Below are 24,993 nucleotides of genomic sequence, written 5' to 3' on the forward strand. Positions count from 1 at the left end.
GATTGGTGAGATGTTGTGGTGGTTAAGGGTTATTGATGGCTGGTCACAGCGTTTCGTCAACGTCGAGGTGACCATCCGCCGGCAGTACGTCGGTGGTTGCCGGAGTCCAGCGGGTGTCCATCTGCGGGGTGCCGAAGTTCGGAGTACCGTCTTCGTTCCAGGTGATGAGCCCCATGCGGGCGTGGCGGTTCGGGTCGAACAGCGGGTCGCCCAGAATCTCCACGTAGTTGCGGCAGTGGTAGATGAGCACATCCTGGCCGTCTTCAGTGGTGGTGAAGGAGTTGTGGCCTGGGCCGAACTGGCGCACGGTCTCATCGGAGGTGAACACCGGCTTGCTGGACTTGGTCCAGTTGGCCGGGTCGAGCAGATCGGAATCGGCATTGGCGGTGAGCATGCCCATCGCGTATTCGGGGCCGGTGCCGGAGGCGGAGAAGGTCACGAAGATCTTGTCGCCGTGCTTCAGAACCGCCGGGCCTTCCTCGACGATGAAGCGGATTTTCTCCCAGTCAAGTTCCGGCTTGCTGAGCATCACCGGCTTGGTGGCGAGCGTCCACGGGTTTTCCATGCGGGCGATGTACAGGTTGGAGTGGCCTTCGATGTTGAGGTCCTGCTGGGCCCAGATCAGGTACTGGTGGCCATCGGTGTGCACAAAGCTGGTGGCGTCCAGTGCGAAGGTATCCATGCCGGTGTCGACCTTGCCGCGCTCAACCCATTCGCCGGTGATGGGGTCGGCGTCGTCGCAGGTCAGGCAGAATACGCGGTGCTGGAAGGTGTCGGCCACCGGGTCGATTTCGGTGGTGTGTGCGGCGGCAAAGTAGATGACCCACTGGCCGTTCACTCGGTGGATTTCCGGAGCCCAGATGAGTTCGCTCATTTCGCCGGTGCCGCTCTCGTGCTTGTGCCAGATGGTGTGTTCCTCGGCCTGCTGCAGGCCGGAGAGGGTCTTGGAACGGCGAAGGGTGATGCGGTCGTACACCGGGTAGGAGCCGGTGAATAGGTAACCATCATCGGTGCGCAGCACGTATGGATCGGCGCGCTGCAGCACAATCGGATTCGGCAGTAATGCCATGGTGTCTCCTCGTTGATGTTGAACAGTGAACATCGTTGTGTCGGTGTGCGTGATGCTATTGCCAGGTTTGCGACTTCTTGGTCGGCATGTGTCTGACGCTGACCAAACCTGAAACAGCACTGTGCACGTTTCCAGTTGCTAAATATACGCCTGTGCTGTTGTTTTGCAAGTTCTTTAATATTGCAGTATGTGCTACCTGTTGCAATTACTGGAAACGTGCACAGTCATACGGCGTGTCGTGCGGAGCCTGATAGCGTGGCTGTATGGCGCATGCACAAGAATCACTCAATAAATCCGGTATTGCCGCTGCCGCCGAGGAGTCCGCCATTGAAGCGGACCTGGTGGCCACTGAACTGGACGGTGCCGATATGGACCTTGACGCGAAGCGACTGCCGATCCTGGCCCGCGTCTATGGCATCCTGATTCTGCTCAATGGTCTGGCCGCATTGCCGTTTACCGTGTTCGCCACCATCTACAGCGTGCGCGAAATTCTCGCCGGCCGTGTGCACGTGGATGCCATGAGCCTCACGTTCATCCTTTCCGCTCTGCATACGTTGGTGCTGATTACCAATGCGGCATGCCTGATTGTTTTCGGCATCCTGTTGCTACGCAATCGTCGCCGCTATGCCGCGCGCTGGGCATACGTGCTGATGCCGCTCACATTGGCGGAAGGCATGCTATCGCTGGCCCTGCAGGGTTTGGGCTGGAATCTGGTACTGCCTGCGATTCAGATGATCATCCTCGTGGTGATTTCAGTGACCGCCGACCCCTCATTGCGCGAAGAACGCCGGCTGCAGCGCGCGCTCAAACGTATGGATGACCGCGATGAATACGATGCCGCGCTTGCCGCCGGTATGCTCGGCCGTGACCAAAGCGGCAAAGGCTACATCGCACTGGATTTCTTCAATATCTTCTGGCTGTTCACCATCGCATCCGTGGGCGGTCTCATCATCGAAACCATCTATCACTTTGCGCTGTATCACGGTGAACTGCAGGATCGCGCAGGCCTGTTATGGGGTCCGTTCTCGCCGATTTACGGCTGTGGAGCGGTGCTGGTCACCGTGTTTTTGAATCGCCTTTGGAAAGCGAACGCCGGACTGATTTTCTGCGCCTCGGCGGTGATCGGCGGCACCTTCGAGTACGTGACCAGCTGGTTCATGGAGGTGGCGTTCGGCATCACCGCTTGGGACTACACCGGCCAGTGGCTCTCCATCGATGGCCGCACGTCCGGCAAATACATGTTCTTCTGGGGCCTGATTGGATTGGTGTGGGTGCGCTGGCTGCTGCCGCGCATGCTGGCGCTGATCAATCGCATCCCATGGAAAGTGCGGTATTCGTTGACCGCAGTGTGCGCGGTGCTGATGATCATCGACATCGTATTCACGCTGATGGCGCTCGACTGCTGGTATGGCAGGCTCGCCGGTCAGCCGCAAACCTCGCCAGCTGCCCTCTGGTTCAGCGAACATTACGGCAACGACTACATGGCCGCCCGCTTCCAAACCATGACCATCGACCTCGCCAAAGCCGGCCGTATGTAGGCGCTACGCGATGAGCGTAAGACGGGCCGTGCGGGCTTCCGGTGTCAAGGATAGACTTGGATTCCGGAAGAATCGTTCCTTAATACTGCAAGGAAAGGCAAGGCAGATGGCCGAAGCTACAGCAAATATCGGTGTTATTGGACTGGCCGCAATGGGCTCCAACCTGGCGCGCAACCTGGCGCATCACGGCAATACGGTGGCCCTGTTCAACCGTCACTACTCCCGTACCGAAAAGCTGATGAACGAGCATGGCACTGAAGGCAACTTCGTGCCGGCCAAGACGCTGGAGGAGTTCGCGGCCTCCCTGAAGCGCCCACGCACCGCCGTCATCATGGTCAAGGCCGGTGCGCCGACCGATGCCGTGATTGAGCAGCTTGAAGAGGTGTTCGAGCCGGGCGACATCATTGTGGATGGCGGTAACTCCTTCTTCAAGGACACCATCAAGCGCGAGAAGGAAGTGCGTGCCAAGGGCTTCCACTTCGTGGGTTGCGGTGTGTCCGGCGGTGAGGAAGGCGCGCTGAACGGCCCGTCCCTGATGCCCGGTGGCACTGCGGAATCCTGGAAGACTTTGGGCCCGATTCTCGAATCCATCGCTGCCAAGGTGAATGGTGAACCGTGCGTGACCCACATCGGTACCGATGGCGCCGGCCACTTCGTCAAGATGGTGCACAACGGCATCGAGTACGCCGACATGCAGGTGATCGGTGAGGCCTACGATATTCTGCGTCGTGGCCTGGGCATGGATGCCGAGGAGATCGGCGATGTGTTCGAGGAGTGGAACAAGGGCGACCTTGATTCCTACCTGATCGAGATCACCGCTGAGATTCTGCACCACAAGGACGCCGAGACCGGCAAGCCGTTCGTGGACGTGGTCGTCGATCACGCCGGCATGAAGGGCACTGGTACTTGGACCGTGCAGACCGGTCTGGAATTCGGTTCCCCGGTGGCTTCCATCGGCGAGTCCGTGTTCGCACGCGCCCTGTCTTCCCACGGCGAGCTGCGTGAAGCCGCCCAGAAGGAAGGCCTGGCTGGCCCGAACAAGACCATCGACCTGGCCGGCGAAGACAAGGCCGCATTCGTGGAGGATGTGCGCAAGGCACTGTTCGCATCCAAGGTCGTGGCCTACGCCCAGGGCCTGAATGAGATTCAGGATGGTGCTAAGGAATACGGCTGGGATATCAACCTGTCCGAAGTGGCACGCATTTGGCGTGGCGGCTGCATCATTCGAGCCCAGTTCCTGCTCGACCGCATCACCGAGGCCTTCAAGGGCGATAACCCGCCGGCTTCCCTGCTGTTCGACCCGTACTTCGAGAAGATCATCGGTGAATCCCAGGATGCATGGCGTCATGTGATTGTTCGCGCTATCGAAGCCGGCATCCCGACCCCGGTGTTCTCCAGCTCCCTGGCCTACTACGACGGTCTGCGCTCCAAGCGCCTGCCCACCGCCCTGACCCAGTCCCAGCGCGACCTCTTCGGCGCCCACACCTACGGCCGCGTAGACAAGCCCGGCGTATTCCACACGTTATGGGCTGAGCCGGGTAAGCCTGAAATCGAAGCATAGCTTCGCTTTCAGGCTTAAGGACAGCCCTGTGGGCTGTCCGACCGGCTCAGTGCTCGGTGGCTATGCCATCGAGCCAACACTGAGTCTCGCTCGTAGAGCGAGTCCGTAATTGCAGGGGCCGGAGGCGAAGAAGGTCAGCCTGAAGAGCAGCAGGCCTGAGTCCGCCCCCTCACCTCATCAAACGTACGCTGAATCATCCTCAGAGTACGTTTGATGAGGTGTTTTTGTATTTACAGTTTGGTGACGGTCTCTTCGGTGGAGAACCAGACGAATTCCTCGGTGCCGCCCGCATAGGAGGACGGGTACTCCGGATTATTAGGTCGGGCGAATACGTGAGCCAATGAATCGGCCTTGCCTGCGCCGGCTGCGAAGAACCAAGTGTGGCGGGAACGGGCGATCAGCGGCGAGGTCAAGGAAATACGCAACGGCGGCATCTTGGGGGAGTGACTCACGCCCACGGTCAGCCGATCGGTGACGTCCACTTCGTGATGACCGGAAGATGCGGGGAACAGCGATGCATAATGACCATCCGGCCCCATGCCCAGAATCATCAGGTCGAACACCGGTTCTGGGCCCATCTCGCGAATCAGCTCCTGTTCGTATTCGCGAGCGGCGGCATCCAGCAGTGTTGCGTTATCGGTGTCTGCCGCAGCGCGCACGTCGGCGTCACTGCTTTCCGCATTGGCCATAACGGTAGCGATTTCATCGGCGGAACGAGTGTCCGCCGGCATCTCATGGATGTTCGCTTCCGGCAGTTTGCCCTCGGCAACGAGCCGGTCCAGCAGCAGACGGCGGGCTTCCAGCGCATTGCGATCAGTGTCGTAAGCCGGCACGAAACGCTCATCACTGAACCAGAAGTGCACGCGAGACCAGTCAATGGAATCAGCCAAAGGATCCGATAATACCAAGCCCAGCGGCTGCGCTGCCGAACCGCCGGACAGCGCCACATCCACGCGTGCGCGATGGCTGCCGTCAGCTAGTCGTTCGTTCAGCGCATCCAGCAGCGCCAGCACCAAACGCTGCGCATCTGCCTGCAGCATCAAATTTTTATTGGGATACACGATAAGTGTGCGGTTTGCCATAACGATTATTCCTTCAATAAAAAAACTTCCCTCAGCTAAGGATAACTAGCTGAGGGAAGTAATGGGACTTAGTGCCGAATCAGGTCCCAGCCTTCATTGATGACTTCGGCGTACACCTCATCCGGATCGATGCGGCGCAATTCCTCGGTCAGGCAGTCTTCAATCGTGCGCACCGGCACGGAAATGGCCTGCGGCGTCTGGCCAGGCATCGAAATCAATGCCTGATCCTCATGTGGGCGCTCAAGCGATACCACGCCGTCAGCGCGCGTGAGATACACGCCGGTCACGGCTTCGGCATCGTTCACATACTCCACGTCCACATTCACGCCAAGCTTCAACCTCAGCCATGCGCATAGCAGATCCATTGGCAGGAACTCGTCGGGGCCAGTCACCTTTACCGCGGTAATCGGCAGATGCGGTGGTTGATCGAGCATGGAAGCGAGCATGGCGCGCCAGACGGTCAGACGGGTCCACGACAAATCGATGTCTTCCGGCGTCCAATTACGGCGCAAACGCTCGATGGTGGCTTCAGGGTTGTTGGAGCGCAATGCATCGGTGATGCGGCTGCGAGCCATGGCGCCCATCAGATCCTTGGACGGGTTGGACGGCGGGTTCGTCGGCCACCACGCCACCACCGGCACATCAGGCACCAGCAGCGGAATCACCAACGTATCCGGGTGATTGATGAGGCCGCCGCGCGGGCGCAGGATGATGATTTCGCCAGCGCCGGCATCGGCGCCGAAACGCACCTGGGCATTGAGATTCGACTCAGCCGGTCCGTCGGTCAGGTCGATGGCCGGATTGTCGGTCTTCTCCATGGCCTTCACGCCGGCCTCGGCGGTATCAGCTTCATAATCTGTATCCGGCACGATTGCGATCACACGGCATGGATGCTCACGGCTGGCCGCATTCGCGACTTCCAGCGCATGCTCAAGTTCGCTGTCGTCCGCGGAAATCAACAGGGTCAGTACACGGCCCGTGGCGGATTCGCCGCGCTCCTCGTGCAGCTGCTCAATCTTATGGGCGATTTCGCGCGTGCGCGTATTTGGCAGATCGATGATCATGGCATCCTCCAGTGGCGGCCTTCGCGCGCCAGCATCTCATCGGCTTCGGCCGGTCCCCACGTGCCTGCACGGTAGGGCTGCGGCTGGCCGAGCGTGGACCAGAACTCTTCAATCGGATCGAGGATTTCCCAGCTGAGGTTCACCTCTTCGGTGGTCGGGAACAGCGGCGGATCGCCCAACAGCACGTCAAGAATCAGGCGCTCGTAGGCTTCCGGCGAATTCTCGGTGAAGGAGCGGCCGTAGCTGAAGTCCATGTTCACGTCACGGACCTCCATCGTGGTGCCGCCCGGTACCTTGGCGCCGAAGCGCATGGTCACACCCTCGTCCGGCTGCACGCGAATCACGATGGCGTTCTTGCCGAGTTCGCGCACGGCGGTCTGCTCGAATGGCAGGTGTGGCGCGCGCTTGAACACCACGGCGATTTCGGTCACACGCTTGCCCAGACGCTTGCCGGTACGCAAATAGAACGGCACGCCGGCCCAGCGGCGGGTATCGATATCAAGTTCGATTGCGGCGTAGGTTTCGGTGGTGGAAGCCGGGTCGATGCCCTTCTCCTCCAAGTAGCCGACCACTTCGTGCGAGCCCTGCCAGCCTTTGGCGTACTGGCCGCGGGCGGTGTGCAGCGAAAGATCCTTCGGCAGACGCACTGCGGAAAGCACCTTGGTCTTCTCGGCGGTCAGATCCTTGGCGGTGAAGCTCACCGGCTCTTCCATGGCGGTCAGTGCCATAAGCTGCAGCAGATGGTTCTGGATTACATCGCGTGCGGCGCCGATGCCGTCGTAGTAGCCGGCGCGGCCGCCGATGCCGATATCCTCGGCCATCGTGATCTGCACATGGTCCACATAGTTCGCGTTCCAGATTGGCTCATACATGGCGTTGGCGAAGCGCAAGGCCAAGAGGTTCTGCACGGTTTCCTTGCCAAGGTAATGGTCAATGCGGAACACCGAGCTCGGGTCGAACACCTCGGAGACCACATGGTCGAGTTCCTTGGCGCTGGCCAGATCATGGCCGAACGGCTTCTCGATAATCACGCGACGCCAAGCGCCCTCAGAGGAACGGGACAGGCCGGATGCGGCCAGCTGCTTGGCCACGATCGGGAAGGCGCGCGGCGGCACGGACATGTAGAACGCATGATTGCCACGGGTGCCACGGTCGCGATCGAGCTCCTGCACGGTGGCGCTCAGACGCTCGAAAGCCTCCGGGTCGTCGAACGTGCCGCGCACGAAGCGAATACCTGCGGCAAGGTTCTTCCACGTCGATTCCTTGAACGGCGTGCGGCAACGGGCCTGAACGGCGGTTTTCACGAATTCAATGAAATGCTCCTGCGTCCAGTCGCGGCGGGCGAAGCCGGTCAGGCCGAAGCTTGGCGGCAAGAGGCCGCGGTTGGCGAGATCGTAGACGGCTGGCAGCAGCTTCTTCTGCGCCAGATCACCGGTGACGCCGAAGATCACCAGGCTGCACGGGCCGGCGATGCGGGGCAGGCGCAGATCGCGCGAATCGCGCAGCGGATTGCTCCAATTGGAAAGTTCACTCATATTTTCTAAGCGTAGACCTCGCCTGGCATGTATCGCTAGAAGCGATACGAAAAATATTATGATGTGAGGCACTTTGCTTCATATCAAGCCTCACTTGGTTGAAAAGCGTCCATTTGCAAGATGTTTATGGATAAACGAAAACAGTGTGGATCATGTGCTTGCGAAGCGTTGCCTTGCGCTGGTTTATAAGTAAACATTCAGCGAAATCACGTCGTACTTTTCGCTACGTAGTCTACGAATGTGTCATGTCATCCTCTTGGAGAAAAATAGTGTCCACTATTTGATTCCAATGTATCTGCTAGCGATTTATGAAGTACACGCATGCCTAAAACACCACCTTCGTTTCCGCCGTCTCACTATGTTTCTCTGCCGGATTCAGAGCGTGCCGAGCATCGCGCGGAGCCCGTCAGCCTGATCGACATGAAGCACCGGGGACGAAAGCCGAAATCTGCGGCATCCACCCAAAAGTCTGCGGGGAAAACCTGGCATACCTGCATACGACATTGAGGAATCTCAGTTCCGCGGACTGCGGCAAACACACTCCCGCGAAACGGCGTTTTGGCCGCTTTTCTGTGTTGAGCGGCAGTGTGTACACTCGCCGACGCATCATGGTTGCCTGCTTTGGCCTGGTTCTGCTCGTTGAAGTATTCCAGCTGCTATGGCCGTCTGATCGTTTTTACCCTTTGGCGACGCTTGACGGCTATTCGGTTGGCGGGCAGAGCGCTCATGGTGCGGCTCAACAATTGAATGCCCGTACATTGCAACGTAAGGTGACGCTCACGGATGCCACTACATCAACCAAGGTGACGCTTACTGCAAAACAAGCCGGAATCACTGTGGATTACGATGCGCGTGCCAAGTCGGCATCCCGGCATTCGCTGGCACAGCGCGTCATCCCTTTCTCGTGGCTGTTCGTGCACAACACCACATCCGATGACCTACCTGATGCGTTCGGCGCCTCGAAAGGCCAGACGCATGCAGATGCGGTCAATGCATCGGTGAAATTTACCGACGGTGCTTTGCGGGCGGTGGCACCCTCGGTTGGGTACACCTTCAACGCCAGCGATATTCGCAAAGCCGCAGGTTCCAGTTTCGCCAGCAGCGACACCGATGATGATTTGGCTACTGCGACCATTGAGATGAACATCGTGCAGCCGACCGTTTCGATAGATGCGGCTCAGCAATTGCTGAAGACCATTAATGCCGCACTGGGTGACGGTGTCACATTCACGTATGACGATGGCAGCTGGAGCCTACCTGCCAATAGCGTCGCCAAGGCCGTCAGCACAACCGCGAACGAGCAAGATAACACTCAGCTGGACGTGACCATCATCAGTTCTACGTTGATCAAGCAGCTGAAATCTCATGGAGTCGCCCTTCAAGTGGCGCAGAAAGCCGTTGATGATGGCGTGGTGCCGTCATTGTTCGCGGTTAAAGGCTATGCCTCTCGCGCGATTGATGCCGGCAGCACGGCCAGCTCGTTGGCATCCATGCTTGCCAGCGGCAGCAACTCGCCAGTTGGCATCTCGATTACCGAAGTGGATAATTTCGAGCTGTACGAAGGGTTGCCCACTCAAGGAAATACGAAAGATAAGCTGAGCCAGCTATTTGGTGATGCTACGTATTCGGTGGCTGTATATGACCTGAGTACAGGGAAATCCAAGCTGCAAATCAATGCGGATGCGGTGACCACCTCAGCCAGCACATATAAGCTATTTGTGGCTTATTCGATGATTCATGCGGTGGAATCAGGCGATTTGACGTGGGATAGCACGCTTAACGGCATGACGTTGAGTTCTTGTATGGCGACGATGATCGTCGATTCGGATAATGATTGTCCGGAGGCGTGGCTGACTCGTTATGGTTTTGATTCGTTGACTGAGCAGGCGCATGAAATCGGTGCGAATAACACCAATTTCCAATATGGCGATATGACCACAACCGCCAACGATCTGGCCACTGTGCTGAAAGGCTATTACAGCAACTCTATTGTCAGTGCGGATTCTGCGAATCACTTGTTCGAACTTATGGGTGAGCAGGTGTATCGCGAGGGCATCCCCACTGGCATCGGCTCGGATGGCGTGGTGCAAGACAAGGTCGGGTTCTTGGACAGTCTGCTTAATGATGCGGCGATTGTGCGATGCGACAAAGGCGATTATGCGATGGTCATTATGACCGATGGGGCCAGCTGGCATAAGATCGCACAGGCCAGTCTGCTGATTTACGAGGATCTGTAAGCAAAAACCCTTGGAATCGTTGAGATTCCAAGGGTTTATTTGTGCCCCCCGTGGGATTCGAACCCACAACCCACGACTTAAAAGGACGCTGCTCTAACCGTTGAGCTAGAGGGGCAACGTTTCTAAGATACACGCGAATGCCGGACAATGCATAATCGGCGTTGCGCATGTGGACACCGACCACTTCGGCTCCTAGAGTGGGGCAACATGTCATGCACCACGATTCTCATTGGCAAGAACGCAAGTTACGACGGCTCGACCATCATCGCCCGTGATGACGATTCCGGCTCCGGCCGTTACGATCCCAAGCATCTGGTCGCTGTAGCGCCTGAAGACCAGCCACGGCATTATGTGAGTGTATTGAGTCACGTGGCCATAGATTTGCCGGATAATCCCTGCCGCTACACCATCGCCCCGAACGTATTGCACAATCGAGGCGTTCTGGCGGAAGCCGGAACGAATGAACATAACGTGGCGATGAGCGCCACTGAAACCATCGCCGTCAACGAGCGTGTGCTCGCAGCCGACCCGATGGTCGAGCTCCGCCCTGCCGTAGGCGAACCGGAGGATGCCGATTACCAGCCCGAACAGCCGGGAGGCATCGGCGAAGAAGATATCATCACTCTGGTACTGCCATATGTGACTGACGCACGCGAAGGCGTCAAGCGGCTGGGCGAGCTGCTGGAAACCTATGGCACCTATGAATCCAACGGTGTGATTATCTCCGATGTGAATGAGATCTGGTATGTGGAAACCATCGGCGGCCACCATTGGATTGCCCGCCGTGTACCGGACGATTGCTACGCCACGATTCCGAATCAGCTGGGCATCGACGACTTCAGCTTCACCGATGCGTTCGGCCGTCAACGCGAATACATGTGCAGCGCTGATTTGCGCGAATTCATCGCAGAACATCATCTCGACCGCACGATGGGCACCCCGGCTGCGACTGGTGGCCGCCATGCTCACGGCACCGGCTCGCGCACCGGGTCCCATGCCCGCCGTGCTGCCGGCTCCGGCTCGGCTGTGGTTGCAGCCGATACCGATTCGGCGGCAGCCAATAGGGAAGCACGCGTCAAGGCACGAGTGGAAGCGCTGCCAAACCGATTCAATCCGCGCAAGGTATTTGGCGCGAGCACGCCGAAGGACCATATCTATAACACGCCGCGCGCCTGGTATATGCAGCGCCACCTGAATCCCAGCGAGGATTGGGATTCCCCAGCCGCACAATACACGCCTGAATCCGACGATATCCCGTGGTGCCGTGTGCCGGAAAGCAAGGTGAGTCTGGAGGACGTGGACTTCCTGCTTTCCAGCCACTTTGAAGGCACGCCATACGATCCGTATGGCACCAAGGGCACGGCGGAATCACGCCACCGTTATCGCCCGATTGGTGTGAATCGCACCGGGCACATGGTGGCTATTCAGCTGCGTCCTTACGAGCCGGCCGCTAATCGCGCGGTGATGTGGGTCTCCTTCGGTTCCGGCCCATTCACCACGATTGCCCCGTTCTACGCGAACGTGCGCGATACGCCGGATTACCTGCGTGATACCACGCCGGAGGTTTCCACCGACAATCTGTATTGGACGAACCGCCTGATCGCCGTGGTGGCGGACGCACATTGGTTTGAAACGCATAATGCCATCGAAGGGTATGCGGAAGGTGTGCGTGCGTTCGGCCACCGGCTGGTGGAGCAGACCGATATCGCGTTGGAGGATATGCAGCTTGCCGGTGAGGCAGAATCAAACGCTGCGCCGTCCGTGCAGTCCGCACTGGAGGCGGCAAACCAGCAGATGGCTGATTACCTGCGCAAGCATACGACCAAGCTGCTGCACAACGTGGTCTACACTGCCAGCAATCTCATGCACAATAGCTTCGCCATGTCCGACCGCTGGACGGACTAGCGCTATGCTGACTCGCCTTAGTTGAAACCGACGACTTTCTCGGCGATGGTGTAGCCGTTGCGCACAATCCAACGGCCCACCGAACCGGGAAGGTTGATCGCACGAGACATCAGCTTACCGCGCACATCATGGCCGATGGCGGGCGAGTACGCGTCAATCGCCTCCCACAGTTCCTTCTTCTTGGCATAGTTGGCCTTATCGCGCGAAAGAATCAGGAACACAGAAGTCACCGAGGACTCAATCGCCAGGAAGTGAATCATATAGCGGTACAGTCCCTCGGGCACCGTGCCGCGTTCCGGCGTGGCCTCGGTCATCAGACGATTCACCAAGCGCAGCTGATCGACGCGGCGAATCATCACGTCGGTCTGCACGCTCTGGCCCTCGCGGCCGATGAAGTAATGGTAGAACGGCACATCCAAGTACTGAATGCGCTTGACCCATGGGAACGGCTGGTAGGAGTAATAGAAGTCCACATAGAACGTGTGCTCCGGCAGCTTCAGGCCGGAATCACGCACCACCTGCGTGCGGAAGGTGAGCGCATGCATGATGATGTATTGCGCCAGGCCGAAATGCCCCAGATCGTCCCAGCCGAGCACGCGGCCAGAGGGAATCACACGTCGGAAGTTCACCGTGTGCTTATACCGCTTGGCCACTTTGTCATACACATAATTGGTCACCAGCATGTCGATGGGCTCGGTCGTTTCACGCTGCGCACGCAGTGTGTCCATTACGGTGTTGATGGCCTGCGGGTCCACCCAATCATCCGCATCCACCACTTTGACGTACATGCCGGTGGCTGCGGCGATGCCGGTGTTCACCGCGCCGCCATGGCCTTTGTTCTCCTGATGGATCGCACGGACGATGCCGGGGTTGTTGCGCTCCAGCTTCTGCGCGTATGCCAGCGTGCCGTCTTTCGAACCATCATCCACGATCAGCACTTCAATATCCTCGGGATTTGAGGCGGAGAGCACTGAATTGACGCAACGGTCAAGATAGGACTCCATATTGTATGCGGGAATCACAAACGTGAGCGTCTTTGCCGTTGTCACCGCGTTGGCCATACTCGTTACGTCCTCACATGGTTCGGTCGATTATGTGCAATCGATAATTCGATATGTTCGTTTTCGTTGTGCTGTTCAAACCGTAGCACCTTGCGGGTGTTCATGGCGCAGTCGTTACGCAAGTTGTTGCTCTGCGCCCATGTTCTGCGGCTCGGTGCCTGTCTGAGCATCGTTGGCATTGCCAGTATCGTCACTTGGCCCTAAGTCTGGACTGAGATGAGACTGCAGTTGCTGCTGTCGCGCCTCGTGCTGGGCCGTGCGTTGGGCCTCGCGATGCGCCCGCGCACCTTCGAATCGCAATTGAGGCTTGGAATCAAGCCTGCTCAGGCCATGCCACGCCAAATCCACAATGTAGGCCGCCAGCTGCTCCTTGCTTACCTTCGGCCTATCCGCCCAATACTGGCCGGTGAATACGGTCATGCCAACCAGCATCTGCGCATAGTACGGTACGCCCTTGGTCGAAAGCTTCTGACGCTTGAACGCTTCGGAAAGAATGTCCTCCACGCGCATCGAAATATCGCCTAGCAGCGAACTGAACGAGCCGGATGGGTCGGTGCTAGGCGAATCGCGTACCAACACCTGGAACCCTTCGGAATTCTCCTCTATATATGTCAGCAGCGCCAGAGCCGTGCGTTCCACGATTTGGCGCGGATGCAAGGTGGGGGCGTCCAACGCGTCCGCCAACGTGCTGATCAGCGCACGCATCTCGCGGTCCACAATCACCGCGTACAGGCCCTCTTTGCCGCCGAAATGCTCATAGACGATTGGTTTGGAAACCTTGGCGTGTGCGGCGATCTCCTCCATGCTCACTGCTTCGAATCCTTTGGCCGCGAACAGTGCGCGCCCGACCGTGATGAGTTGTTCTCGTCGCTGCAGTGAAGTCATACGTGAGGAATGTGCCATGCCGACCACCTTAGTCGGTGGGAGCGTCGGTGCCGGTGATCGGCGAAATTCCGTGGGCGGCATAAGGCTGTATCGGTTGTACGGGAAGGCCCACACTTAGACTGTCAGGTATGGAAATGAATACTGTTTTGGCCGTTATTGGCGTGATCGTCGTAGCGGTTGTGCTGATTGCCCTGAGCATTTGGCTCTCCAAGTCCCGCAAACGTGACCTTGACCGCGCGATGGGCAAGGTTGCACCTGATGATCAACGTACGCGTGACGCCAAGGCGGCGGCGGACGCGCGCTTGGCTGCGGAGGCTGCCGAAGCCGAGGCTGAGGCCGCGGCTGATGCCAGTGATGCCGCTCAGAGTACTCAGTCTGCACAGTCCGCTGAGCCGGCTGCTGAACCGGAATCCCCGGAATCCGTAGGTTCGCGACTGACCAGGCTCAAGGCGAAGCTCGCCAAGTCCGGCAACCCGTTCGGCAAGGCGCTGTTCGACATCCTCGCCAAGGACAATCTGTCCGAATCCGACTGGGAGGACGTGGAGGATACGCTGCTGCTCGCCGATGTCGGTGCGGAAGCCTCCGCCCAGCTGGTCGATGATTTGAGGACCGACGCCCGTATCACCGGCAAATCGGATCCGGCCGAAGTGCGCGCCACGTTGAAGGAAAAGCTGCTTGACTTGGTGGGCCGCGATACCGACCGCCGTCTGAATGCCGAAAAGCCGGGTGCGGACAAGCCATCCGTGATCATCATGGTTGGTGTGAACGGCACTGGCAAGACCACTACGGCCGGCAAGCTCGCCCGCTTGTTCGTGGCGGAAGGCAAGCAGGTGGTGATGGGCGCCGCCGACACCTTCCGTGCCGCCGCCGCGGATCAGCTGGAAACCTGGGGCGCTCGCGTCAACGTGCCGGTCGTCCGCTCGGACAAGGATGGTGCCGACCCGGCGTCGGTCGCCTTTGAAGCCGCCGGCAAGGCCAAGGAGTCGGATGCCGACGTGTTGATCATCGACACCGCGGGCCGCCTGCAGAACAAGTCGAACCTGATGGATGAGCTCGGCAAGATCCGCCGCGTCACCGAAAAGCAGCTGCCGGTGGGCGAAGTGCTGCTGGTGCTCGACGCCACCACCGGCCAGAACGGTATGGCCCAGGCCAAGGTGTTCGCCGAAGCCATCGGCATCACCGGCGTGGTGCTCTCCAAGCTGGACGGTTCCGCCAAGGGCGGCATCGTGATCAGCGTGCAGAAGGAGCTTGGCGTACCGGTCAAGCTCGTCGGCCTTGGCGAAGGCCCGGACGATTTGGCGCCGTTCGATCCGGAAGGCTTCGTCGACGGCATCCTCGCCTGAGCAAATCGCACGCCTAGCGTCCACGTTATGAACGCGTGAAACGCTGCAAACCACGTAAACAGGGCCCCGAATTATGTTCGAAACATAGTTCGGGGCCCTGCCGTATCCATTGGAATCAAGCCGAAATCCCCCTCCTTGAAGAGTCGCATCCATGCTCTGGCGCTTAACAATCGCGTAACTTGATGTAACGAATTGAAAACGCGACCGGCTTTTACTGACGAACTGTTAGCCCCCACAAGGGGGACGGCATTTATTGGAACTAGACGCCGGGGCTTCGAGATTTTCCGAACCCTCGACGCCATGAACGAAAGAGAGAGGGAGGTAGACATGGGAGCGCTTGATTCCGGAAATACCGCATGGATCCTCACATCCGCGTCCTTAGTTTTCCTCATGACGCCTGGTGTGGCGTTCTTCTACGGCGGTATGGTTCGTGCCAAGGCCGTTCTGAACATGTTGATGCTTGAGGCGGCTGCACTGTCGGTCACCATGATTATCTGGACCCTGTGGGGTTGGTCCATCGCCTACGCCGGCAACGATATCGGCGGCATCTTCGGCGATCCGGCCAGCGGATTCCTGCTGAAGGACTCCATGGTCGCCCAGGACGGTGTGTTCACCACCACCGGTCTGAACTCCAACAACTACCCGGTTTCCGTTGACGTTGCCTTCCAGGTGGCCTTCGCGATGATCACCGTCGGCCTGATCTGCGGCGCTATCGCAGAGCGCGTCAAGTACAGCACCTGGATGATCTTCGTCGCCCTGTGGATCACCTTCGATTACGCTCCTATGGCCCACATGGTCTGGAACGGTGGTCTGCTCTCCGGTGACGGCGCGATTTCCAAGGCCATCGGCGCAACTGCTCACGATTTCGCAGGTGGTACGGTCGTCCACATCAACGCTGCAGTCGCCGCCCTGATCATCGTGCTGATCATCGGCAAGCGTAAGGGCTTCGGCACCCAGCCGTTCCGTCCGCACAACGTTCCGTTCGTGATGCTCGGCGCCTTCCTGCTGTGGTTCGGCTGGTTTGGCTTCAACGCAGGTTCCGCCTTCGCCGCCAACGGCACCGCCGGCTACGCCTGGGTCTCCACCTCCGCCGCAACCGCTGCCGCAATGCTCTCCTGGGGCTTCACTGAAAAGATTCGTTCCGGTCACTACACCGCCATGGGCGCTGCCTCCGGTATGGTCGCCGGCCTGGTCGGCATCACCCCGGCCGCCGATGTGGTCTCCCCGCTGTGGGCCATCGTGCTCGGCGCCATCGTCGGCATCCTGACCTGCCTCGCCTGCGGTCTGAAGTTCAAGTTCGGCTACGACGACTCCCTCGACGTTGTTGGCGTCCACGGCGTTGGTGGTTTCACCGGCACCCTGCTCGTCGGCTTCTTCGGTGAGGGCACCGGCCTGCTGGCTGGCGGCGACTGGAAGCAGCTCGTCGTTCAGTTCCTCATCGCTCTCGTCGCCATCCTCTACTCCGCAGTGATCACCGCCATCATCGCCTTCGCTCTTGAGAAGACCATCGGCTGGCGCGTCACCGAGGCTCAGGAAGTCGGCGGCATCGATCTTGCCGATCAGGGCGAACGTGCTTACGATTTTGCTGGTACTGCCAGCTCCGTTCTCAAGGAGGTGAAGTGAGATGAAGCTAATCACCGCTATCATCCAGCCCCATAAGCTCGACGACGTCAAGGAGGCTCTCGCAGCTGCCGGCGTGCACGGTCTGACCGTGTCCGAGGCTAACGGCTACGGCCGCCAGCGTGGCCACACCGAGGTCTACCGCGGCGCTGAATACACCGTGGATCTGATTCCGAAGATTCGCATCGAGGTTCTGGCCGATGACGCCGATGCCGAAACGCTGGTTGGCGTGATCGTCAAGTCCGCCGGCTCCGGCACCATCGGTGACGGCAAGGTGTGGGTTGCCCCGCTTGACTCCGTGACCCGCGTGCGTACCGGCGAGACCGGTTCCGCCGCGATCTGATAAGGCGTCCGATCATCCTCTTTTGAGGTTCGGGCTATGAAATAAGACAGGTCCCCGCACGTTGCGTTTGTCGCCGTGCGGGGACTTTTTACATTTTTGTATGTATGACACGATGAAAGATCTGGGGCAATGGCATCGGCAGTAGATGGTTTGAAGCAGCGATTCATGGAGATGAGCCAGCCGGATGCGGATGGCGTCTATCGCAACGGCACGGCGAAGCGCAAGGCACGCACCGAATTGGCCATGCAGAGCCTGACGAAGTTATGGAGCGAAGCCTGCGAGGCCGTTTCATTCACCGTGCCTGATTCCGGTATCGGTTTCGCCGCGGTCGGTTCCCTGGCCCGAGGCCAAATCGGCCCCAGCTCGGATCTTGATTTGGTGATTATCTACGAGCCGCGTGCTGTCAATGATCAGCAGCTCAATGAGCTCGCCAACAAGCTGTGGTATCCGTTGTGGGACAGCGGACTTGATTTGGACCATTCCATTCGCACACGCGCCCAGTGCGAGGAAGTCACGGACCATGATCTGCCCGCAGCCATGGGCTGGCTTGATGTGAAGCCTATCGCAGGGGACACCGAGCTGATTCGTACCACAGCCGCCTCGATTCTGGAACGCTGGCGCAAAGCCGCGCGCAAGCGTCTGCCGGAGCTGCTTGATTCCGCCAAATCCAGACTGGATGAATTCGCGCGACTCCAGTACGTGAACCAGCCGGATATCAAGGAGGCGCGCGGAGGCTTGCGTGACTCGGTGTTAGTTTCCGCACTCGCCACCTCTTGGCTGGCTGACCGCCCACATGGCAGCTATGACGAAGCTGTGGAGCGACTGCTCGATGTGCGCGACTGCATTCATCTGGTCGCCGGCAAAGATACGAATCTGCTGCTGACCCCGTATCAGGCCAAAGTGGCGGCGATGCTGGGTCTCGCGGATCCGACTTGGCCGGAGGAAGAGCGTGCGGCCTACTCCATCGATGACTTGCAGACGATGCTCGCCCGCCTGGGTCGCCGTATTTCCTTTGCTTTGGATTCCACCGCTTCCCGTGCCGAGCATTCACTGACCCATGAGAAGCCACGCTTCGCGTTCTTCCAAATGTTCTCGCAACGTGCCGGAGGCAAGCGCGAAGCCCCGCAGTTCGACATCGTGGCCCCGGGCATCGCCAAGCATGAGGGCGAGCTTGTTTTGGCACCTGGTGTTGACCCCACCCAAGACGCCAAGCTGGCATTGCGCATGGCCGTGGCATCCGGCGAATTTGGATTGCCGATCAATCCATCCACATTGGTGAACTTGAAGAAATGCCCGATTCGCGATAACCAGTGGGATGATGAATCGCGTGAATTGTTCGTGCGTTTGCTGGCTTGCGGTCCGGAACTCATGGATGTGTGGGAAAGCATCGACTTCGTAGACATTCCCGGCCGTTGGATGCCTGAATGGCTGGGTATCCGCAACCGTCCATCCGCATCGGCCGCGCACCGATACACCATTGACCGCCACATGGTGGAAGTCACCTCACGCATCACACGCGATACACCGGCCGGTGGGCGCTACGACGACGAGCATTATCAGGCGCTATTGCTTGCAGCCATCACGCATGACATCGGCAAGCGCGCCTTCGTTCGCGACCATGCCGCCGAAGGCGCCCGCCATGTGCCGGTGATTCTGAAGCGTATGGGATACCCGCAGCAGATTATTGACTGGGCAACTGTGCTCGTGCGCGAACATCTGACGCTTTCGGAATTCGCGACCGGCAAGGATCCGAATGATCCGGCCGTTGCCGCTGATCTCGCCGATCGTCTGCATCATGACAAGCTCCTGCTGGATATGCTGTACGACCTCACGCGTGCGGACGGTTCCTCCCTTGGGGCCACCGCAGGCGAGTCCATCACCAAGAAATACGGCTGGTCGAAGTGGCGTGAGCAGATCGTGCACACCATGTATTCCGCAGTACGAGCCGCGATGTAATACATTGCCTCCCTCTGATGAGGGAGGTGGACGCCGAAGGCGGACGGAGGGAGAGACCTATTAAATAGTACGAATGGCAGCATATGCTGCCATTCGTATCTCTATTCCATCCAATCATCACCGCGGACGCGCCAGCCATTGAAGAGCCCGCGCCCGCCCATCAGAATGATATTGAACGTCGCCCATAGCAGTATGGTGCGCGCGATGTCGCTGGTTACTTGAGATTCGGCGTAATTGGCGAGTGGCGTAATGATTGCGACATACGCCACTGCGGTCAATGTGCAAGTGACTGCCAAATAGCGGTAATCGCGTGCGCCGATCAGGATACCGTCAATGGCCATCATCCAGCCCTGTAATGGGAAGAACAGTCCCATGGTCACCATGCCGGCAGCAATCAACAGTTGGATATGTGGCGTGGGGGAGAAGAAGTGCCCGGCAAACAGCCCGATAACCGCGAACCCCAAGCCAATAACCGTGCCGGTGAGTGCACCCATGCGACCGGTCGCACGCGTGAGTTCCCTGGCCCGGACTCGATTGCCCGCTCCTAAGGCGGTGGCCACCAGAGCTTGGCCGGCGATGCCGACCGAATCCAACATATTCATGGCAAAGTTCCAGCTTGAGTTCACCGCTTGGAATCCCGCCAACACCGAGGTGCCCATGCGTGCGGCGCTGGCCACCGTGACCACCATCGCCGCACGAATCGCCAGCGTGCGGATGAACAACGGAATGCCGTCGCCGCCGGCTGCGGCAATACCACTTATACGTGGCCGCAGACTTGCACCGTCGGCCTTCGCCCACAGAATCGCTGGGACAACCAGGAATAAGCCCATATACCATTGCGCAATCAACGTAGCTGCACCTGAACCGGTGATGCCCCAGCGGAAGACCAGTACGAACAGCACTTCCAGCACAGTGTTCAAGATGGCGCCACTGACCGCTGCGATCAGGGTGATGCGTACCTTCTGCAAGCCGCGGAAAATGCCGTTCGCTGCATATACCAGCAGCATGCCCGGCGCTCCCAACACCACCGCACGCGTGTACAGCGTGGCTTGATGCAGCACCTCCCCTTGCCCGCCTAACGCACGACATAACGGTTCGGCGGCGGCAAAAAGCGCAATGCCAAGTGCAAGTCCAATGCCCAAGGCCAGCCAAAGCCCGTCAATGCCGGCCTGCAATCCTTCGCGTCGTTTGCCGGCTCCCAGCAGATGCGCGACTTGGGCAGTGGTGGAATACGCCAGGAAAATACACAGGCCAACAGCCGTCAGAATAATGGTGGATCCGATGGAGAGGCCCGCCAAGGCAGCGTCGCCGATGTGGCCCACAATCGCCGTGTCAATGAGAATGAAGGTAGGCTCGGCGATGAGCTGGCCGAACGTGGGCAATGCGAGGGCAAGAATCTGCCGACTGGTGGCGTGCATGTCCGTTCGCATATCATGCTTAACTACGTTGCGCAACTCGCCTCCTTCGTCCTAAAAGGTTATCCCCAGACTATCCACCAAGTTATCCCCCGTATGTGGATAACTCAGTGGATTATCCACCAAGTTATCCCCAAAATGTGGATAACTTATTTTTCTATCCACATTCGCGCCTTCTGCGTGTCGCACAGCTCACTTGTAGGTGAACGTAGCGTTAATGATGCAATGTCAGATGGGGATATCTGGCATCGGTCTATGTGCATAACCATACGATGCGTTTTCGGTTGCGGTAAATTTTTTCCCTCTCAACAACCGCCTTCTATACTGGGGAGCTATGGCAGAAGGAAGTGACAACGTATATCAGGGCTACACGGGCGGCTCGGTTGCAGGTGGCAATGGCCGTGCTGCAGGTGGCGCACAGGCCGGAGCGGCGGCCGACCCTATTTTCGACCGCGTCCCTCCGCACGATGACGACGCGGAAATGGCTGTGCTCGGCGGCATGCTGATGAGCAAGGATGCCATCGGCGAGGTTTCGCAGACCATTGATGTCACTGATTTCTATCAGCCCAAGCATCAGACGATTTACACCGCCATCATCGACCTGTTCTCCGCCAGCCAGCCGGTGGATGTGGTGTTGGTGGCCAACCAGCTGCTTGCGGACGGCAACCTCGAAAAAGTCGGCGGGGCCGATTACCTGCATAGTCTCGTGGCTTCGGTACCTACCGCTGCCAACGCCATGTATTACGCCGAAATCGTGCATCAGCGTGCAATTCTGCGCAATGTGATCGCAGCGGGTACCAAAATCGCTCAGCTCGGTTATTCCGCTGAAGGTTCGCAGGCCGAGGATGTGGTGAACCTGGCGCAATCCGAGATTTACGAGATGTCGATGGGCAAGGTGCGTCAGGATTACACGGCCATCGGCCCGGTGGTGCATGACGCCCTTGACCAGCTGGACAAGCTGCAGCAAGGCTTGGTGAATAAAGGTGTGCCCACCGGTTTCCGCGACATCGATGATGTGACGCAGGGTTTGCAGCCCGGTCAGATGGTGGTTGTCGCAGGCCGCCCGGCTATGGGTAAGTCCACGTTGGGCATTGATTTCGCGCGCGCCGCCGCGTTGCACCACAATATGACGTCCGTGGTGTTCAGCCTCGAGATGAGCAAGGTGGAGCTCGCGCAACGCATCATCTCCGCCGAAACCAATATCCCTATGGCTGCGCTTCGCCGTGCGGATGACATTACGCCGGAACGTTGGAACACATTGAACCAGTTCTGGACCAAGATGCAGAACGCGCCGTTGTTCATCGACGACAGCCCGAACATGAGTCTTATGGAGATTCGTGCGAAGTGTCGCCGGCTCAAGCAGACCAATGATCTGAAACTTGTGGTCATCGACTACCTGCAGCTGATGACGTCCGGCAAAGCCGTGGAATCCCGCCAGCAGGAGGTGTCCGAATTCTCCCGTGCGCTGAAGCTTCTGGCCAAAGAGCTGGAGGTGCCTGTGGTGGCGCTCTCCCAGCTGAACCGTGGCCCGGAAATGCGTAATGACAAGAAGCCGCAGCTTTCCGACCTGCGTGAATCCGGTTCGATCGAACAGGATGCCGACGTGGTGTTCCTCGTGCACCGCCCGGACTTCTACGATAAGGAGGATCGCCCAGGCGAGGCCGATATCATCATGGCCAAGCATCGTAACGGTCCAACTGAAACCTTCCATCTTGCATTCCTTGGCGCCACGTCGAAATTCAAGGATATGCCGCAGGATTACAACGCCAATCAGGGGGTGTGATGATGTTCGCAACACCAGCCATCGGAAAACTGGTCCGTGTCGCGTCCCGTATTACCAAACACGGCGGCTCGGCATTCCCGGGCAAGATCGTGGAGACCATCGACCCTGGATTCCTGACCCGCACGCTTGCACAGCTGCCATACGGCGTGGTATTGGTCTCCGGAACGAACGGCAAGACCACCACCACGCGCATGGTGGCCTCCATGCTGTCCGATCTGGGATTGAAGGTATTCACCAATCCCACCGGTTCGAATTTCGTGCGCGGCGTGGTTTCCGCGCTGCTCAACGAGGTCAGCTTGAGTGGCAAACTGGATGCGGATATCGCCGTGCTCGAGCTCGACGAAGCCTATGCCGTGCATTTCGTCAAGCAGGTCAAACCACGTTACGCGCTGTTGCTCAATGTGATGCGCGACCAGCTCGACCGTTTCGGCGAGATTGACACCACCGCGAAACTGCTGAGCCATGTCGCTGAAGCCACCACCGGAACTGTGGTGCTGAACCGTGAGGATCCGCGCATCGCCGCGCTCGCAGCCAAGGTGCCGGCTGGTACGCAGGTCAAGTACTTCGGCTTGGCCGAGAATCTCAAGCACTACTTCCCCTCCGATGATGACATGGCCACCACAGTGTCTGTGGAGGGTGATGCCGCATCAGTTATCGCAGATGCCGAGCCGAGCAAGGAGCATGCATTGCCGGCGGATGTGACGCTCACCGCAGTCGGCGACCATGAAGCCATGTTCGGCATGGACGGGCAGTCATACTCCACTGCCGTGAAACTCGAAGGCGTCTACAATCTGTACAACGCGGCCGCGGCGCTCGCCATAGTGCGTGCCGTGATGACCGATACAGCAGCACAATCCAAGGTCGCATCCACCGCCCACGCATGCGCGGTGAGTTCGGATGAACTCATTGCCGCAGTCTCCCGTGTCACTCCGGCATTCGGCCGCGGCGAAGTCATCAATGTGAACGGTTCGCCAGTGGAACTGCTGCTGGTCAAGAATCCGATGGGCTTCCGCTTATCGCTAGCCAGCTTCAGCCCCTCCGGTGCAGACACGATGATCATCATCAACGATCAGTATGCCGACGGCCGTGATATGAGCTGGCTGTGGGATGTGGACTTCACTTCGCTGCGGGAAAGCGGCGTTGGCATGGTCTCCGGCGTGCGCGCATGGGATATGGCCCTGCGCCTTGGTTACGACCAGGTGTCGGTCGAACACGTGGACACCGACCTGGAGCGTGCGGTCACTGCGTTCGTCAACGCCAATCCCGGCACTCGCAAGCACATCTACTGCACCTATACCGCCATGCTGAAGGCGCGTGCGACACTAGGACGAATCACCGAAGTAAGCGACGCAGGAGTGGGCCGATGAGCACAACAATCGACATCATGTCCCTTTACCCGAAAGACATGAACATCTATGGCGACTCGGGCAATGTGCTGACCATCCGCCGCCGGCTGGAACTCTATGGTTACGAGCCGGTGATCCACCAATACAACCAAGGCGATGACTGGCCCGAACATGTGGACATGATTCTGGGCGGCGGCGGCCAAGACACCGGCCAGAAGAAGATCATCGACGATTTCTACATGCGTGCTGATTTGTTGCGGAGACTTGCCTCGGATGGCGTACCCATGCTGATGATCTGCGGCCTCTACCAGCTCTTCGGCGAATACTTCGAAACCGTTGACGGCACACGGCTGGATGGCATCGGCGTCATCGGCGCCTACACCGTAGGCCAGGATGTGCGCATGATCGGTAACCTCGTGGAGCACTCCGAGCAATTCGGCGATGTGCTTGGGTACGAGAACCATTCCGGCCAGACCTTCCTGCGAGACGGTGTGCAGCCGCTCGGCAAGGTGGATGCCGAAGGTTGCGGCAATAACGGTCAGGACCACACCGAAGGCGCACGCGTCAACAACGTGATCGGCACATATATGCACGGTTCGCTGCTGCCTAAGAATCCCGCCATTTCGGATTTCCTGATTACTACCGCTGTCACTCGCCGCTACGGCTCGTTTGAGAAGACGCATCAGACATCCGAGCAGGCCGCTGAAATCGCTCGACTCGACGAGGTGGCTGCCAACGCGCGCAAGACGGCCGCGATGCGCCCAAGGTAAGCGAGGACTTTCCGGCTCCCCTCATGGAGAGGAGTTGTTGCCTTAGAAGACTGAGGGGAGTCTGCCGGCGGAGCTGTATATCAAGTGTCATTAGACGAAATCAGCCGTAAGGCCTAGCGTCAACGACGCGTATTTGCGCTAATCTTGTGAATACGAGACAAGGCATCAGGCCGCGTCGAACCTCGAAGGAGGGGTTATTATGGCTGATTTCGATTTGGGCGAAGGCGTCCGCAAGGTTCTGTTGGCCGGCATCGGCGCTTTGGCCACCGGTTATGAGAAGAGCAGCGCTCTCGTTGACGATCTGGTCAAGAAGGGCGAGCTGACCGTCGAGCAGGGTAAGTCACTGAACACCGAGCTCAAGCGCAAGGTGGGCGAGGCCCTGGTCAACGATGCCAACAAGGATGCTGCCGAGAAAGAAGAGCCCGCTGAAGGCGCTCCGGCTGATTCATCCGACGCCGCTGACAAGGACTGATAACTTTC

Annotated in this window: 18 protein-coding genes, 1 tRNA gene and 1 pseudogene; 12 read left to right on the forward strand and 8 right to left on the reverse strand. The window is 58.7% G+C overall.

Going from position 1 to position 24,993, the window contains the following annotated elements:
• Positions 1–43: 43 nt before the first annotated feature.
• The gene (locus CSQ86_RS01155; RefSeq protein ID WP_100493318.1) at positions 44–1,069 is read right to left on the reverse strand and encodes a glycoside hydrolase family 43 protein; all 1,026 of its coding nucleotides are present in this window, start codon (positions 1,067–1,069) and stop codon (positions 44–46) included.
• A gap of 263 nt (positions 1,070–1,332) precedes the next feature.
• Between CSQ86_RS01155 and CSQ86_RS01160 the strand changes: the two genes are divergently transcribed.
• Positions 1,333–2,607 (forward strand): putative ABC transporter permease, encoded by a 1,275-nt coding sequence (locus CSQ86_RS01160; RefSeq protein WP_100493319.1) that lies wholly within the window; start codon positions 1,333–1,335, stop codon positions 2,605–2,607.
• Between the two features lie 106 nt (positions 2,608–2,713).
• Positions 2,714–4,168 (forward strand): NADP-dependent phosphogluconate dehydrogenase, encoded by a 1,455-nt coding sequence (gene gndA, locus CSQ86_RS01165; RefSeq protein ID WP_100493320.1) that lies wholly within the window; start codon positions 2,714–2,716, stop codon positions 4,166–4,168.
• A 230-nt stretch (positions 4,169–4,398) separates the two neighbouring features.
• Here the strand turns inward: gndA and CSQ86_RS01170 are convergent, their stop codons facing one another.
• From CSQ86_RS01170 to zwf, 3 genes are all read right to left on the reverse strand, one after another.
• A complete protein-coding gene (locus tag CSQ86_RS01170; RefSeq protein ID WP_100493321.1) occupies positions 4,399–5,250 on the reverse strand; it encodes a 6-phosphogluconolactonase in 852 nt (283 codons plus the stop codon).
• A gap of 68 nt (positions 5,251–5,318) precedes the next feature.
• Positions 5,319–6,314 (reverse strand): glucose-6-phosphate dehydrogenase assembly protein OpcA, encoded by a 996-nt coding sequence (locus tag CSQ86_RS01175; protein ID WP_100493322.1) that lies wholly within the window; start codon positions 6,312–6,314, stop codon positions 5,319–5,321.
• Positions 6,311–7,849 (reverse strand): glucose-6-phosphate dehydrogenase, encoded by a 1,539-nt coding sequence (zwf, locus tag CSQ86_RS01180; RefSeq protein ID WP_100493323.1) that lies wholly within the window; start codon positions 7,847–7,849, stop codon positions 6,311–6,313. Before zwf ends, CSQ86_RS01175 begins: the two co-directional genes overlap by 4 nt.
• A 608-nt stretch (positions 7,850–8,457) precedes the next feature.
• On the opposite strand from zwf, the gene CSQ86_RS01185 reads away from it, so the two are divergent.
• Positions 8,458–10,086 (forward strand): serine hydrolase, encoded by a 1,629-nt coding sequence (locus CSQ86_RS01185; protein WP_100493727.1) that lies wholly within the window; start codon positions 8,458–8,460, stop codon positions 10,084–10,086.
• A gap of 42 nt (positions 10,087–10,128) precedes the next feature.
• Here CSQ86_RS01185 and CSQ86_RS01190 read toward each other — a convergent pair.
• Positions 10,129–10,201: transfer RNA gene (locus CSQ86_RS01190), tRNA-Lys, on the reverse strand.
• A 92-nt stretch (positions 10,202–10,293) separates the two neighbouring features.
• Here CSQ86_RS01190 and CSQ86_RS01195 point away from each other — a divergent pair.
• On the forward strand, positions 10,294–11,991 hold the full coding sequence (locus CSQ86_RS01195; RefSeq protein ID WP_100493324.1) for a C69 family dipeptidase: 1,698 nt from the start codon (positions 10,294–10,296) through the stop codon (positions 11,989–11,991).
• 17 nt (positions 11,992–12,008) lie between these two features.
• On the opposite strand, the gene CSQ86_RS01200 is transcribed toward CSQ86_RS01195, so the two are convergent.
• On the reverse strand, positions 12,009–13,052 hold the full coding sequence (locus CSQ86_RS01200; RefSeq protein ID WP_100493325.1) for a glycosyltransferase family 2 protein: 1,044 nt from the start codon (positions 13,050–13,052) through the stop codon (positions 12,009–12,011).
• A gap of 114 nt (positions 13,053–13,166) precedes the next feature.
• Positions 13,167–13,937: a TetR/AcrR family transcriptional regulator gene (locus CSQ86_RS01205; RefSeq protein WP_420838139.1), complete on the reverse strand. Its 771-nt coding sequence runs from the start codon at positions 13,935–13,937 to the stop codon at positions 13,167–13,169.
• Between the two features lie 128 nt (positions 13,938–14,065).
• Between CSQ86_RS01205 and ftsY the strand changes: the two genes are divergently transcribed.
• The 4 genes from ftsY to CSQ86_RS01225 all read left to right on the forward strand — a co-directional run bounded on the left by ftsY (position 14,066) and on the right by CSQ86_RS01225 (position 19,199).
• Positions 14,066–15,280, forward strand: a complete 1,215-nt coding sequence (gene ftsY, locus CSQ86_RS01210; protein ID WP_100493327.1) for a signal recognition particle-docking protein FtsY — start codon at positions 14,066–14,068, stop codon at positions 15,278–15,280.
• Between the two features lie 327 nt (positions 15,281–15,607).
• On the forward strand, positions 15,608–16,903 hold the full coding sequence (locus CSQ86_RS01215) for an ammonium transporter (RefSeq protein ID WP_100493328.1): 1,296 nt from the start codon (positions 15,608–15,610) through the stop codon (positions 16,901–16,903).
• Position 16,904: 1 nt separating this feature from the next.
• Positions 16,905–17,243, forward strand: coding sequence for a P-II family nitrogen regulator (locus CSQ86_RS01220; RefSeq protein ID WP_003828096.1), 339 nt, complete (start codon positions 16,905–16,907; stop codon positions 17,241–17,243).
• A 129-nt stretch (positions 17,244–17,372) separates the two neighbouring features.
• The gene (locus CSQ86_RS01225) at positions 17,373–19,199 is read left to right on the forward strand and encodes a [protein-PII] uridylyltransferase family protein (RefSeq protein WP_100493329.1); all 1,827 of its coding nucleotides are present in this window, start codon (positions 17,373–17,375) and stop codon (positions 19,197–19,199) included.
• Positions 19,200–19,300: 101 nt separating this feature from the next.
• Here the strand turns inward: CSQ86_RS01225 and CSQ86_RS01230 are convergent, their stop codons facing one another.
• A complete protein-coding gene (locus CSQ86_RS01230; RefSeq protein WP_100493728.1) occupies positions 19,301–20,629 on the reverse strand; it encodes an MATE family efflux transporter in 1,329 nt (442 codons plus the stop codon).
• 319 nt (positions 20,630–20,948) lie between these two features.
• Here CSQ86_RS01230 and dnaB point away from each other — a divergent pair, with 319 nt between their 5' ends.
• The 4 genes and pseudogenes from dnaB (at position 20,949) to CSQ86_RS01250 (ending at position 24,985) form a co-directional block, all read left to right on the forward strand.
• Positions 20,949–22,397 (forward strand): replicative DNA helicase, encoded by a 1,449-nt coding sequence (gene dnaB / locus CSQ86_RS01235; protein ID WP_207761537.1) that lies wholly within the window; start codon positions 20,949–20,951, stop codon positions 22,395–22,397.
• A 5-nt stretch (positions 22,398–22,402) separates the two neighbouring features.
• A pseudogene (locus CSQ86_RS01240) lies at positions 22,403–23,764 on the forward strand (MurT ligase domain-containing protein); the annotation flags it as partial.
• Entirely contained in the window at positions 23,761–24,513 is a 753-nt protein-coding gene (locus CSQ86_RS01245; RefSeq protein WP_100493330.1) for a type 1 glutamine amidotransferase, read from the forward strand. The pseudogene CSQ86_RS01240 and the gene CSQ86_RS01245, both read left to right, overlap by 4 nt.
• 199 nt (positions 24,514–24,712) lie before the next feature.
• Positions 24,713–24,985, forward strand: coding sequence for a hypothetical protein (locus tag CSQ86_RS01250; protein ID WP_100493331.1), 273 nt, complete (start codon positions 24,713–24,715; stop codon positions 24,983–24,985).
• Positions 24,986–24,993 lie beyond the last annotated feature (8 nt).

Origin of the sequence: Bifidobacterium felsineum (assembly GCF_002802915.1) — a bacterium.
In the GTDB taxonomy this organism is placed as follows: domain Bacteria; phylum Actinomycetota; class Actinomycetes; order Actinomycetales; family Bifidobacteriaceae; genus Bifidobacterium; species Bifidobacterium felsineum.

Excerpts from the sequence above, each read along its gene's own strand:
- CSQ86_RS01215 (WP_100493328.1), top strand. The coding sequence starts at position 15,608 with ATGGGAGCGCTTGATTCCGGAAATACCGCATGGATCCTCACATCCGCG.
- CSQ86_RS01185 (WP_100493727.1), top strand. The coding sequence starts at position 8,458 with ATGGTTGCCTGCTTTGGCCTGGTTCTGCTCGTTGAAGTATTCCAGCTG.
- ftsY (WP_100493327.1), top strand. The coding sequence starts at position 14,066 with ATGGAAATGAATACTGTTTTGGCCGTTATTGGCGTGATCGTCGTAGCG.
- CSQ86_RS01230 (WP_100493728.1), bottom strand. The coding sequence starts at position 20,629 with ATGCGAACGGACATGCACGCCACCAGTCGGCAGATTCTTGCCCTCGCA.
- CSQ86_RS01155 (WP_100493318.1), bottom strand. The coding sequence starts at position 1,069 with ATGGCATTACTGCCGAATCCGATTGTGCTGCAGCGCGCCGATCCATAC.
- CSQ86_RS01200 (WP_100493325.1), bottom strand. The coding sequence starts at position 13,052 with ATGGCCAACGCGGTGACAACGGCAAAGACGCTCACGTTTGTGATTCCC.
- CSQ86_RS01220 (WP_003828096.1), top strand. The coding sequence starts at position 16,905 with ATGAAGCTAATCACCGCTATCATCCAGCCCCATAAGCTCGACGACGTC.
- CSQ86_RS01250 (WP_100493331.1), top strand. The coding sequence starts at position 24,713 with ATGGCTGATTTCGATTTGGGCGAAGGCGTCCGCAAGGTTCTGTTGGCC.
- dnaB (WP_207761537.1), top strand. The coding sequence starts at position 20,949 with ATGGCAGAAGGAAGTGACAACGTATATCAGGGCTACACGGGCGGCTCG.
- CSQ86_RS01225 (WP_100493329.1), top strand. The coding sequence starts at position 17,373 with ATGGCATCGGCAGTAGATGGTTTGAAGCAGCGATTCATGGAGATGAGC.
- CSQ86_RS01245 (WP_100493330.1), top strand. The coding sequence starts at position 23,761 with ATGAGCACAACAATCGACATCATGTCCCTTTACCCGAAAGACATGAAC.
- CSQ86_RS01170 (WP_100493321.1), bottom strand. The coding sequence starts at position 5,250 with ATGGCAAACCGCACACTTATCGTGTATCCCAATAAAAATTTGATGCTG.
- gndA (WP_100493320.1), top strand. The coding sequence starts at position 2,714 with ATGGCCGAAGCTACAGCAAATATCGGTGTTATTGGACTGGCCGCAATG.
- CSQ86_RS01195 (WP_100493324.1), top strand. The coding sequence starts at position 10,294 with ATGTCATGCACCACGATTCTCATTGGCAAGAACGCAAGTTACGACGGC.
- CSQ86_RS01175 (WP_100493322.1), bottom strand. The coding sequence starts at position 6,314 with ATGATCATCGATCTGCCAAATACGCGCACGCGCGAAATCGCCCATAAG.
- zwf (WP_100493323.1), bottom strand. The coding sequence starts at position 7,849 with ATGAGTGAACTTTCCAATTGGAGCAATCCGCTGCGCGATTCGCGCGAT.
- CSQ86_RS01205 (WP_420838139.1), bottom strand. The coding sequence starts at position 13,937 with ATGACTTCACTGCAGCGACGAGAACAACTCATCACGGTCGGGCGCGCA.
- CSQ86_RS01160 (WP_100493319.1), top strand. The coding sequence starts at position 1,333 with ATGGCGCATGCACAAGAATCACTCAATAAATCCGGTATTGCCGCTGCC.